This is a genomic window from Parasphingorhabdus sp. (assembly GCF_039982395.1).
Taxonomy (GTDB): Bacteria; Pseudomonadota; Alphaproteobacteria; order Sphingomonadales; family Sphingomonadaceae; genus Parasphingorhabdus.
In genome coordinates, this window is sequence record NZ_JBDWYO010000001.1 from 55,860 (window position 1) to 68,868 (window position 13,009).

Genomic DNA, 13,009 nt, shown 5'->3' on the forward strand with positions numbered 1-13,009 from the left:
CCGTAACTTGTAAGCAGCAGCCCGCGAACAATAGTCCTCAAGGCTTTGCCGGTTGAAGCGTTCCGTATATGCGTGATGTAGATCGTCATTTTCCAAGGAAGACCAAATGCGCTCGCTCCCCATAACCATCTCCCTGCCATTGTTGCTTACGGCCTGTGTCAGCAACCCTCTGCACGAGAGCGCCGCAGACCCCCAAGCCTGCAAAGCCAATCCGCTGGCGGTCCAGGTGATGGGATCAGGCGGTCCGATTGCCGATGACGACCGGGCCGGTGCTGGCAATATTGTTTGGATCGACGGCAAAGCCCGCGTGATTGTGGATACGGGGCCGGGCAGCTTCCTCCGCCATGCCGAAGCCGGTGTGGAATTCCAGGACCCTTATGTCATTTTGCTGACCCATCTTCATGGTGATCATGCCGGCGGCCTTCCGGGGCTGCTGAACAATGGCAGTTTTTCTGGGCGCAAGGATCCTCTCATCATTGCCGGTCCCGATGGTTCAGAAAATCTTCCCGCTACTTCCGAATTTCTCGACGCTCTCATAGGAGCGCAAGGGGCTTTCCCCTATCTCTCATCCTATCTCGATGACGCAGGACCATTGCCCAAAATCACCGTCCGCAACATCAACACCAGACGCGACGACGTGCAAGCCGTCAGCGGGCTGACCGATGTCACAATAGAGGCTATAAGTGTCCATCATCTGGAAGTGCCCTCGCTGGCCTATGTCATCCGCACAAAAGGCAAGCGATTGCTCTTTTCTGGCGACCAGAGCTTTCTGAGCACAGGCTTCGTCGAAGCCACACGCAACAGCAAGCCTGATTTGATGTTCATGCACAATGCGATATCCATGGCGGACGGCCAGCCGCGCGGATTGCACCGCGACGGACGCTCCATGGGCGAAGCCGCTGCCAGCGCCGGCACGAAAAAGCTCGTCCTTACTCACCATATGCAGCGCGCGCTGGATGATAAGGATGCCGTTGTCGCCGCGATCCGAGAGAATTTTGATGGTCCGATCATATTTGCCGATGATCTGTCTTGCCATGCAGTTGCTGCCTAATTGATTCAGCAGCGCTAAAAAAAGGGGAGCGCAACCGCACTCCCCTTTCCAAATTTCATCCAGATAAGTGCGCCTATTTGGTTGCGCTATCCTTACCACCCGCATCCGCGCTTTCGCTTGGTACCGGAAAGCCGCGTTTCTTGAGGATATATTTAACCTCGGGATCGCGTCCACGGAATTTGCGATAGGCTTCCTTGCGGTCGGTTTCATTGGCGGTGCTCAAAATGATCGAACGGAAACGTTCGGCCGTGTCGGCATCCCAAACATCACCGGCTTCTTCAAAAGCGGCCCATGTGTCGGCATCCATCGTTTCCGACCAGAGATAGCTATAATAACCAGCAGAATAGGCGTCCGACGAGAACAGGTGATTAAACTGTGGCAGGCGGTGACGCATCACGATTTCTTTCGGCATGCCAATTTCTGCCAGCGTCTCCCGCTCAAATGCATCCGGATCGGCAACCGCTTCTTCCCGATTGTGCAGCTTCATATCGACAATCGCGCTCGAAAGATATTCGACCGTCGCAAAGCCTTCGTTGAAGGTTTTTGATTTGTTGATCTTGTCGACCAGAGCCTGTGGCATCGGTTCGCCAGTCTCCGCATGTTTCGCATAATTGTCGAGCACGTAGCGCGTCAGCAACCAATTTTCATTCACCTGGCTAGGATATTCCACAAAATCGCGCGGTGTACCGGCAAGGCCCGGATAGGTGATATCATAGTTGAGATAATGCAGCGCATGACCAAATTCATGGAACAGGGTTGAAGCATCATCAAGGCTGATCAGCGTCGGTTGTCCTTCGCCACCCTTGACGAAATTATTGTTGTTCGACGCGAGAACATAACGGTTCTTGCCGCCCAGCTTGTGCTGGCTGCGATAAGTGGTCATCCAAGCGCCCGAGCGTTTGCCTTCGCGGGCATAATTGTCGAGATAGAAGAGACCGATCACCTTATCGCCGCGCTTGACTTCAAACGTCCGCACTTCCGGATCGAATACCGGAACGCTTCCCGTATTGTCAGTGAAGGTCATGCCATAAAGCTTGCCCGCCGCATCAAACATCGCATCCACCATATTGTCGAGCTTGAAATAGGGTTTCACTTCTGCAGCATCGAGATCATATTTCGCTTTGCGGACCTTCTCTGCGTAGAAACGATAATCCCAAGGCGCGATGGTAATACCGGCGCCTTCAGCGTCAGCCACTTCCTGCATATCTGCGACTTCTTCTTTCACGCGGGCGACCGCTGCCGGCCAGACTTTCATCATCAGGTCCATTGCTGCTTCGGGCTCTTTCGCCATCGTGTCAGCCATCCGGTAATGCGCGTGGGTTTTGAATCCCAACACCTTGGCGCGGTCGGCCCGCAGTTTCAGGATCTTGGCGATGGTCGCATTGGTGTCGTTTCCGTCACCATTGTCACCACGGTTGATATAAGCGTTATAGACTTTTTCCCGCAGAGCGCGGTTGGTTGAATTTTGCAGGAACGGCTGCATCACAGACCGCGTGTTTTTCAACGCCCAGCCTTCTTTCTTCTGGCTCTCTGCAGCGCCCTTGATCGATGCGATGAAGCTATCTGGAAGGCCTGCTAGCTCTGCTTCGTCCGTCAGATAGATATAAGTCTCTTCATCAGCCAAAACCTTGTTCGAAAAGTCATTAAAGGCCTTCGACAATTCGGTGTTGAGCGCGATCAGCTTCTCTTTTTCAGCCCCTTCGAGCAATGCGCCGTTACGGACAAGCTGTTCGTAATTGCGTTCCACCAGGCGCAATTGCTGGGCGTTGAGACCAGCATCGGCACGGCTTTCGTAGACCGCCTTGGTCTTTGCGAGCAATATCGGATCGAGCGTCAGTTCATTGAAAAAGGCGGAGACCTTCGGCAGCCACTCGCCTTGAATCTTGCGCACGTCTTCGTTCGACAGGTTACTGCTATGCACGCCCCAGATTGAAAACAGTTCGTTCGCATCATTGCCGGCCAGTTCCGAAGGCAGCGTAAAATTCTCAAAGGTTGCGGGTTCCGGATTGTCACGGACCGCGTAAACTTCGGCTTTTACCTTGTCCATCGTCGCTTGAAAAGCGGCTGGAAAGTCGGAGACCTTAATCTCGTCCCACGGTGGTACCCCATCATAAGGGCCCGTCCATGTTTGGAGAATGCTATTTTCACTTGCTGCAGCCGGGGCAGATTGCATCGCGCTCATTTTGTTCAATTCTGCTGTTGTCATTTTTTTCCCATGATCGTCGGCCAAAGCTGGAGTCGCAGTTGCGCCAAAAAGCGCAGCGCTGGAAACGCCCAGAAAAAATTTGCGGGTGGAAATCGTGAATCGCATTTATATGTCTCCAAATGTGGGGCCGCTATCGCGGGTTGCCCGTGAGCGCCATTGGCGCCGTTGGCAATGGTCTACCCAAAGCAAAGCGGAAACGCAAAAAAGGTTGCGCTGGAAATCAATTATTAGACGAACGGCGATTTCCTGTCGATGAACGACATGGTAAAATATCGCTATTTGGGTCGCTCAGCCAGAAGCGCTCGTACCAGCGGCTGCAGATTTTCGTCATAGCGGGCCAACATCACATGTTCTTCAGCATTTTCGAAATGGCTAATCATCTGGCGTCCGTTCCACCAGTGCAGTGCAATGGCTGGCGGATCGGCAACGATCATATTGCGTCCGTCCGGATTTTCAGGATCAATCGGCTTCAGATCAAGGGCAACTTGCGGCGCGGTCGAAGCGCAAATCGCCAGGCTGATATCGCCCCACCAGGTAGAAATATTGCGGTGTAAATGGCCGGTGATCATACCTTTGACCTGCTTGTGTCCGGCGACGGTTTCGGCGAGCCGTCCGACCCAGGGTTCGTCGGGATGGGTGTTCATCCATTCGATGCCGCTTTCCACCGGTGGGTGGTGCAACACGAGGACGGTCGGCTTGTCAGGCTTTTCCGATAGCTTCTCGGTCAACCATGCCGCGCGGATATCGCAAAAGGCGCCGCCATGCCGTCCCTCTTCCAGCGTATCCAGCACCAGCAGCCGGAGTTGCGGGGTATCGACTTCATATTGCACAAAGCCTTCAACCGTTGGAACGTCTGGGAATTGTTTGCTGAACGGTGCTCGCAGATCATGATTGCCGAGGCACATGTGAACGGGGAAAGGAACAACCGAAAGGGCATTTTCAAGCCGCCGGTAGCTTTCTTGGTCACCGCGATCAACGAGGTCACCGGTTGCCAACAACAGATCTGGTTGCGGATCCATAGCGCAAATGATCTTGATCGCTTGATCAAGCCGCTTGCGATTAAATTCCGCCGGATTGTCCGGATCAAAGCCCAGATGAATATCCGTGATTTGCGCCATTAGCATGGGCGCTCTCCCTCTTCTGCAATCCCGTTATTGTTGGGCAATCTGTTTATCCGGCTTCTTCTGTTTGTCTTTTTGTAGTTCCTTGGTCAACCAGGGCGCGCCATCATCGGCATGATAATCGTGGCACATGGCGCATGTCGAAGGCACATCCGATGTCTTCTGGAATTCTCCGCCATGACATTCTCGGCAAGTCTTGATACCCGGAAGCAGCAGATCACTGGCATCTTTGGACGCCGGCGCATTGTGACAGGTCGAGCATTTCTCGTCATTATGCGGTTCGTGGCTGAACCAACCCTTATGCATGAAGCGATCGGATTGGGTGACCGGCTTGATGCCAAAGTCAACCCGACCGCGCGCGGTGGGCGGCGTGATGCCATGGCAGTCGAAACAAGCCCCTCCGCGCGAAAAGACGTCTCTAATCGCAAGATTGGCGCGGGTCGGACGGAATTTGACGGCCCGGGCATAATCGCTGGCAACCCGCACTTCATTGATATTCCCCGGACGGCGGCGCTTCATGCCGCCAAGGTTGATCGGACGGGTCGGACGGGTGGAACGATAATAGGCACGGATATCGGCCTGCACCATTTCTGGTTCGCCATGCCGCAATGTCCGGATCGTGCCGCCAATCTCGTCATAGGCGAGACTGTGGCACATGCTGCAGTCTTCCTGCATATCGACGGGTTCAAAGCGCACACCATTGGGATCAGGCGTATGACAGTCTTTGCAAGCAAGCGCGGAACCAAAGCCATATTCCTTCGATAGCCTCCGCCCCATTTGCGCCACACCGCCGGTCCGCGACAGATGCACGTCATGCGGGAATTTCAGACCATTATTGTCGGTTGGCTTATCGTCTAGCGAGACACGTTTGCGCACCGGGTTTTTGCCGCCCGGGCTGATCAACACGGCGGGCCGGAACTGCGGATGTTCAATACCGAAGTCGGATGCATTTTCCAGTTTGGTATCGGTCAAGCGCGCATCCATCCCATTGTGGCAATCCGCGCAGAATTTTTGCGCGGTCGGTTCCATAGCACCGCTGCCTTCATGCTCGCTGTGACATTCGACACACCTGCCCGGTGGTTTGTTAAAAGCAGAAGCAAAGGCAGCGCCGATTTTGTCAAATCCTTCGGGTGCACCGCGCGCGGTCAGCAGGCGGGGCTTGGCCGCATGATCATGCGCGTCGTCTTCATGACAGGTCATGCAGGTTTCGTCTTTGACCGTGACAAAGGCATCCACGTGACAGGCTTGGCAATCTTTCTCGAGACCATGATGGGCGCTGCTCAGCGCGCCCGACGACCACATCGTATCCGCGTGGAATTCATCCGGTCGTTCGTCGACACTGCGCCATGTCGACCACGTATATATCGGCCAGACAAGAAACGCTGCCAGCACCAAGGCGACAAAGCCCCAAGCCGTAAGACGCTTGCCCGGAAGCAATCCTTTCAACGTATAGATCGTCGATTCGCTGCGTGTCTGGGCGGAATCGGACAAGGCCTCGACTCGCTTAACAGTCAGGACGATATCATCGCCCTCTTCGCTCACAACAATGACATGGCCGCCAAAACCAAGTTCTGCACCGGCAGCAGGTTCAACGGTCACAGAGATTCTCTGTTTTCCATCCAGCGTGAAATTCTGGCCGGAGGTGCTTTCGACAATGATCTGCCCATCGTCGCGTTTGCGAATGACGGCATGGTCGGGGTTGACCGCTAGATCGGGTAAGTGAATCGCATTTGTGGTGCTACGGCCAATGCCGATTTCATCCGATGGAAACGGGTTGGACCGGATGATTTCCCGGCCGTCGGCGGTGGTCGCAATCTGGCGAACAATGAAGGTCATGCTTGGGTCTCCATCCTACCAGTAAAAAAACACGCTGATGATGTGCGCGGTGAGCGAAGCAATCAACGCGAAGGTCATCGGAATGTGAATGAACAGCCAGACCTGAAGCATTGCTTTGAGCTTCAAATGGCGGCGAACGCGGGCCAATGTGGCTTCCTTTTTCTCGAGCAGCGCGTCAACCTTGTCGAGCGGATCATCGCCGCCCATTTTCGGCTGATAGGCCCGTTCGCGGCGCAGATCACCCTGCGCCACGCGGGTCGCGCAGTCGCGATATTTCCCTGATATTCGCTGAAAAAAGCCGCCGCCGAAGGGGTCCTGCTCCAGCGATTGCAGCACCAGATTGGCATGTTCCGCCGACAAGGGCTGGGCCGATTCGTGCAGCTGCCGGTCGAGCGAGCGGAGATTTTCAAGCATCTCCGTTTCGGTCATCTCGTCACGGTTATCCGACAATGCCTTTGGAATGGTCACATAGAAGTAGATCCCGACGATGCCGGAAATGATGACGATCATCATGAACACATAGGCCGCGGTGTGGATGTTCCAGCCGAGCTGGAACCCGGTGTGCAAAGTTCCGATGACAATCAGGCTGAGCCCTAGATAGATATGCGCCGATGTCCAGGCCTTGAGCGACCAGCTTCCCGACGTCATGGCCCGCTTGCGGACGCCCAACATGGTCAACCAGAGGATCAGCAGCGCGCCAATCGTGCCCAGCGTATAGCCGTACCAACTGCCGCCATTATGCCGTGGCGACACGTCGATGAAAATATAGCTGACGATGCAAGTCAACATGATCACCGATGAAATCTTCAACCAGCGGAAACCGGCATGCCGCAGGAAACCATCATGACCGACGGTTTTTGCGGCTGCTTTTTTGCCACCAGACTTGGCGGGCATTGCCTGAGACGCCATCAGATATCCTCCGCTTCAAGCTTGGAAACGGTCAGAAATTCTTCCGGTGCGACGCGAATGGCAGCGCCGGTCGGGCAAGCCCGCACACAGGCCGGGCCACCCTTGATACCAGCGCACATATCGCACTTGATCGCCTTCTTGGGCTTTTCAACCGTTGGATCGCTGTTGTCGGCGGTCCATTGCTTGTCCGGCTCACCCGGTCCTGGGCCAGCACCAAAGAACAACCAGTTCAACAGGCTCGGCTTTTTCGGTGGGACCTTGTCCATGCGGATCACGCCATAAGGGCAATAGCGCTGGCAATTGCCACAGCCGATGCAGGTGTCGTCGATAAACACTTCGCCATCGGGTCCCCGATGGATCGCGTCCGGCGGACAATCGGACATGCAATGCGGATGTTCGCAATGGCGGCAACTGGTCGGCACGTGCAGATGCGCATAGGTGCGGCCAGCCTCGCGATCGAGACGTGATAGACCTTCATGGCTGTCGGCGCAGGCTTTTTCGCAATTGTCGCAGCCGACGCAAAGATTTTCGTCGATCAGCAACACGTCCGTGGCTTCGCCAATACCATTGTCGACCAGGAAGTTGGCGATCCCCGAATACATGTCAACGACACCCGAGAAACTGTCTTTCTTCGCCTCGACGAAGGCATTGACGTCTTGCCGCGACGCCATTTCCTTCTTCGCCTTGCGCATCAAATCCGGATTGGCATCGAGCACTTTCTTGAAGGCATCGCCATTGATCTTGATGACTTCCGACTTGATCGCCGCCTTGACCGTTGCAGTACGATAGCCGCCAGCGATCAATGTCATTTCACCGACATAGGAACCGGCGGGCAGATAGGAGAGGAAGACCGGCTTGCCGCCAATCTGTTTCTCAACCACCATCGACCCGACACGTATGACAAAAATGTCATTGCCTTCCGCACCTTCGTCGATGATCGCTTCCCCGGCCCGGACGTTGAGAATTTCGCTGGATTCAACGACCTCGGCAATATCCTCTTTGGTCAGACCTGATCCGAACATCTGCAACAATTGCCGTTCGGTAGAAATTTGTGTGATCCGGCGCTTGGCCGCAGGAACCGAGGCCTGCAGCTTCAACGCAGCCGTGCGCGAAATTTCAACCACGATGACATCTTCTGCTGCCTTGATCGTAGCGCCGCGCCGCCGACCCGAAATCAGGCCCACTTCGCCAAAGATCGAGCCTTGCTCAATCGGCACGGTGATCGATGGATCATCCGGATTAATCTCGACCGCGACCGAACCCTCGGCAATGGCGAAAAGTGAGCTACCCGGATCGCTTTTTTCGAAAATCACATCGTCCCGCCGATAGCTTTGCGGCTCGCTGTCGAGCATGAATTCCCGCATCTGCAATGGCGATAGATCATTGAGTATCGTCACATTGGAACGGAAAAACTCAAGCCATTCATCAACCGACCGGCTGTTAGGCAGGCCCGCAAATTTCGCTTCGAGAATCGGTTCATCGGCAGGCTTCAGCTCGCTGTTGCCATTGATGAATTCGATGACATCATAGCCCTGGTTCATGCAGTGTTTGATCAGCGGATAGCCGGCGAGCGCGCCAATGACATAAATGCCTTTCTTGGTGCTTTCAAATGCGGGCGACAGCTTTGGATAGGCTTCCCGGTCTTCGCTGGTAAATTCAATCCCGCATTGTTCGACAAATTTGCGCGGCGGTGCACTGCCCATCCGAGCGATGATCCGGTCGCATTTGATGGTTTCCTGACCATCCCGGGTTTCCAGCACCAGTTCGCCATCCTTGACTTCGGCGGGCGTCGTCTCGTTGCGGACCATCACCTTGCCTTGCTCGCCCGCTTCCATGAGCAGTTTCACATTGGCTTTCTTGGCACGGGCGAATTCCGCCGAACGGTTTAAGATGGTCACGATATTATTCTGCGCCGCGTCGGCAGCAAGGCCAAGGGCGTTCTCGATTCCGGCATCACCGGACCCAATCACAGTAATATGTTCGTCATAATATTCGCCGGGATCGTCGAGCTGATATTGCACCAGCTTGTTGTCGCCGCCGGGGCACCGCATCAAATTGGGATTACCCTGCGTCCCGATCGCCATGACGATCGTTTCCGCTTGAACCGTATCTCCGTTTTTCAAAGTGATGGTGAAATTGCCTTCTTCACCCTCAATCTTTGTCGGCTCGGCATTATACATGACATTCACGCCATGGCCGGCTGTTTGCTCGTCCCATGTGCCGAGAATCGCCTCGCGTTTGCCGGCGTCAAAATCCATATCCGAACGCAGAACCAGCTGGCTCGGCGTCGCCATGACATGTTTGCCCTTCTGATATTTGTAGATGGTATCGGAAAGATGGTCGGTTTTCTCAAGCAACACATGCTTCAGTTTCAGCTGTGCTGCACGCCCAGCGGCGCTCATGCCCGCTGGTCCGGACCCAATTATGACTACTCGAAACTTGTCCGACACGCGCTAAATTCCCCCTTTATTGCTTCACCGACCAACGCACCCTCATACGTTTTTTTCGATCCGGTTCAGCTATATGTCCGGTAGTAGCGCGACCCAAAAGATTGAACTTTGGCAGTATCTTACCAAAAAGTCCCTTCATTGCCAGTGCAAAATAACACAAGCATCTCGGCGCTTGTCAGGTAGCGAACGGCTCCGTATCCCTGCGCGGGAATATTGCGACAAAAATCAGCTTAAGGACTATTCATGACAAAACCCGGTTCATCGATGAATATTGGCCGTATCGCCCTCATTGTCGCGGCTTTGCTGGCGGTCGGAGCGGTTGCGGTACAGGTCTATCGCAGCATGAACGACGAATCAGGTGCCAATGGTTCGGTCGCTGCCAGCGACGCCGAACCAGCACCCAGCGTCGATGAAGTCATCGCCGGTCTGGAAAAAAAGCTGCAAGAAAGCCCTGATGATGCCGAAAGCTGGCGGATGCTGGGGTGGAGCTATTTCGAAACCGCAAAATTTGCCGAGTCGGCCACGGCGATGAAACGGGCGACCACGCTTGACCCGGACAATCCAGAATATTGGTCGATGCTGGGAGAAGCCCTGGTCATGGCGAGCGACGGACAACAAGTCCCTCCCGATGCCGCAGAAGCTTTCCGCAATGCGTTGAAACATGATCCCAAAGACCCGCGTGCGCGCTATTTCCTGGCGGTTCAGAAAGACATAGCCGGCGACCATAAGGGTGCGATCGACGCGTGGTTCGCGCTGCTCGAAGACACGCCCGCCGATGCGCCTTATGCCGCAGACATCCGCCGCGTCATCGGACAGGTGGCCGAGAATGAAGGAATCGACGTCGCGGCCCGCCTCGCGAAAGCCGCACCCGCCGCGCCTACCGGTGGCATCACCACCGACGGCCCTGCCACCGCCACGGCGGCAATCCCCGGCCCCAGCCGCAAGGAAATGCAGGAAGCCGCCGCCCTGCCCCCCGGCCAGCAAGAAGCGATGATCGCCAATATGGTCGACGGCCTCGACAAGCGCCTGAAAGCCAATCCCAATGATGCCAACGGCTGGATCATGCTGATCCGCAGCCGCATGCAATTGGGTCAGACGGTTCAAGCGAAACAGGCGCTGGATCGCGGACTGGACGCGTTCAAGAACGATGGCGCCGAGGCGAAGCGAATTAGAGAGGCTGCTGCGGCATTGGGTGTTGGCGGTTAAAAAATGCGAGTAATTGCCAGATTGCTTCTTCTAACCTCAACCATCTTTTCGGGCGGAACAATCCTCCACGCTCGCTCCGTGCCGCCTTCATGCCCGCAATATGATCAATACCTGGGCATGAGTTTACAAGAACTGGTCAAAACATCTGATGCGGTGGATCTGGTGAATATTGTCAGCTTCTCTCCCTCTGACAACGATGGGCTTTTTGACGGCACATATAAAGGAATTAGCACAGGATCGGACTTAAAAGGATCGCAGCGGCTTCCCTACAAATTTCGAGGCAGAGCACCATATAAAATGCTGCCACAATATTATCTCGACCTAACATTGAAACACCAGCGCATAGACGCGAAACAGTTTTATCCAACCAGCCATCCACGCGTACATCAGCCGGAAGGCTGTAGTTTCCTACCTAAGTTTCTAATAAACTTCTCGTACTTGATGTTTATGAAAAAGGGCGATCTGATCGCATATGAGCCAATTCATACAGCTTCTCTCGACAATCTTTACAAGAAAGTTGAGCAAATCGCGTTATGTCAATCCGATAGCAATTTGTGCAAGTGAATATTTGAGCTAGACGATCAAGTTTTAGGGCTTTGAAAGCTGTATCCTCCGACAGCTTTTCTAAAGCTACTTCCACCACTTATCTTCCTCGCCACTCCATAGCCAAGCGCAGGGCTAACTCTTTGGCAATTGGGATATAAACAAACCAGCATTCTCTACCAACTTTGCGACGTGAAAGCGGCAGAGTCTAACGGAACAACGGTTCGCCAAAGCTCCTTAGTTTCCGGCTATGCAGCGTTCCCGCATCGGCTTCTTTCGCCAGCAGGTCGATGGCGCGCAATCCGATCGCCAGATGCTGTCCGACCCGTTCCTGATAAAAGGCATCTGCCATGCCGGGCAGTTTGATCTCGCCATGCAGCGGTTTGTCGGAGGCGCATAACAACGTCCCGTAAGGCACACGATAGCGATAGCCATTGGCGGCGACCGTCGCGCTTTCCATATCGATGGCGATGGCGCGGGACTGGTTGAGGCGCCGGGCAATCTGTTCAAAGCGCAGTTCCCAATTGCGGTCGCCGGTGGTCACCACCGTACCGGTGCGCAATTGCTGCTTAAGCTTTGAATGATCAATGCCAGTTTCTTCCTGCACGGCCCGCGTCAGCGCCAGTTGCACTTCGGCGATGGTTGGCAACGGGATGCTCGGTGGCAGCACATCGTCGAGGACATTGTCATCGCGCAAATAGGCGTGTGCCAGAACATAGTCGCCCAGCCGCTGGGTCCGGCGGAGCGCGCCGCAATGGCCGATCATCAGCCAGACATGAGGGCGTAGCACCGCAAGATGGTCGGTGATCGTCTTCGCGTTGCTGGGGCCGACACCGATATTGACCAATGTCACCCCGGGGCGGCCATCGCCGCGCACCAGATGATAAGCCGGCATTTGTGGCGGCTTCGCGATCGGCGGGGCTGATGGATTGCCATCGCTGCCGGTGATCCGGTTGCCCGGTTCCACCAACATGGTGGCTTTGCCCGATTTCACTTCGGCCAGGCCATGTTCGATAAATTCGTCAACATAGCGCTGATAGTTGGTGAACAGGATGAAGGGTTGAAAATGCTCGGGATCGGTCGCGCAATAATGGCGAATCCGGTGGAGCGAATAGTCGACCCGTTCCGCCGTGAACAGGGCGAGCGCAGAGGCATCTTCGCCTTGAAAAATCTGGCCGCCGTCGACGATCTCGTCATTGGTTTTGACCAGATTGGGTGTGTGGAAATAATTTGGCAGTTTTTCCTTCTTCGCCCGATCGAGGCCGGCTCCGGCATCTTCCAGCGCGAAGGCCAATGGAATCGGCGTGTCGGAAAGCCCGACCCAGATTTTCGCGGTGAAGGTTTCGGCGATACGCTCCAGCTGATCGAGCAGATAGGCCCGATAGAGACGCGGTTCGGAGATCGTCGTGCGGTAGGTGTTGATATCGGACAGATGGCCGGATGCCAAATGGCTGGTTTCGGTAGCCTGATCGGCGGGAATTTCAACGCTGATCTGCGGATAAAGACCCTGCTGACGATCGTCCTTGGCAAGGCCGGATGTCGCATAGCGCCCAAAACGGGCAGCCGTGATTTCAATTTGTTCGGTATAGAGTTTTTCAAGCAAGGCCACCGCTTCAACAGGGGTGGCACATAAAGTGGCTTCGGTTGTCATGTAGTCTCCGTTACAGTTTCAGCCCTTTAACGGAAA

General features: G+C 54.9%; 9 protein-coding genes. 3 read left to right on the forward strand and 6 right to left on the reverse strand.

Annotated features, from left to right (window positions below; translation table 11 throughout):
• The first annotated feature begins 106 nt into the window (after window positions 1-106).
• Entirely contained in the window at window positions 107-1,051 is a 945-nt protein-coding gene (locus tag ABJV08_RS00290) for an MBL fold metallo-hydrolase (RefSeq protein ID WP_348040058.1), read from the forward strand.
• Between the two features lie 73 nt (window positions 1,052-1,124).
• Here the strand turns inward: ABJV08_RS00290 and ABJV08_RS00295 are convergent, their stop codons facing one another.
• The 5 genes from ABJV08_RS00295 to ABJV08_RS00315 all read right to left on the reverse strand — a co-directional run bounded on the left by ABJV08_RS00295 (window position 1,125) and on the right by ABJV08_RS00315 (window position 9,573).
• Window positions 1,125-3,362, reverse strand: coding sequence for a M3 family metallopeptidase (locus ABJV08_RS00295; RefSeq protein WP_348040059.1), 2,238 nt, complete (start codon window positions 3,360-3,362; stop codon window positions 1,125-1,127).
• A gap of 170 nt (window positions 3,363-3,532) precedes the next feature.
• A complete protein-coding gene (locus ABJV08_RS00300; RefSeq protein WP_348040060.1) occupies window positions 3,533-4,381 on the reverse strand; it encodes a phosphodiesterase in 849 nt (282 codons plus the stop codon).
• 27 nt (window positions 4,382-4,408) lie between these two features.
• On the reverse strand, window positions 4,409-6,214 hold the full coding sequence (locus ABJV08_RS00305) for a cytochrome c3 family protein (protein ID WP_348040061.1): 1,806 nt from the start codon (window positions 6,212-6,214) through the stop codon (window positions 4,409-4,411).
• Between the two features lie 15 nt (window positions 6,215-6,229).
• Entirely contained in the window at window positions 6,230-7,123 is an 894-nt protein-coding gene (locus tag ABJV08_RS00310) for a hypothetical protein (protein WP_348040062.1), read from the reverse strand.
• Window positions 7,123-9,573, reverse strand: a complete 2,451-nt coding sequence (locus ABJV08_RS00315; protein WP_348040063.1) for a cyclic nucleotide-binding domain-containing protein — start codon at window positions 9,571-9,573, stop codon at window positions 7,123-7,125. Before ABJV08_RS00315 ends, ABJV08_RS00310 begins: the two co-directional genes overlap by 1 nt.
• 243 nt (window positions 9,574-9,816) lie before the next feature.
• On the opposite strand from ABJV08_RS00315, the gene ABJV08_RS00320 reads away from it, so the two are divergent.
• On the forward strand, window positions 9,817-10,779 hold the full coding sequence (locus ABJV08_RS00320; RefSeq protein ID WP_348040065.1) for a tetratricopeptide repeat protein: 963 nt from the start codon (window positions 9,817-9,819) through the stop codon (window positions 10,777-10,779).
• A gap of 3 nt (window positions 10,780-10,782) precedes the next feature.
• Window positions 10,783-11,343 (forward strand): hypothetical protein, encoded by a 561-nt coding sequence (locus ABJV08_RS00325; RefSeq protein WP_348040067.1) that lies wholly within the window; start codon window positions 10,783-10,785, stop codon window positions 11,341-11,343.
• 187 nt (window positions 11,344-11,530) lie between these two features.
• On the opposite strand, the gene ABJV08_RS00330 is transcribed toward ABJV08_RS00325, so the two are convergent.
• The gene (locus ABJV08_RS00330; RefSeq protein WP_348040069.1) at window positions 11,531-12,973 is read right to left on the reverse strand and encodes an AMP nucleosidase; all 1,443 of its coding nucleotides are present in this window, start codon (window positions 12,971-12,973) and stop codon (window positions 11,531-11,533) included.
• Window positions 12,974-13,009 lie beyond the last annotated feature (36 nt).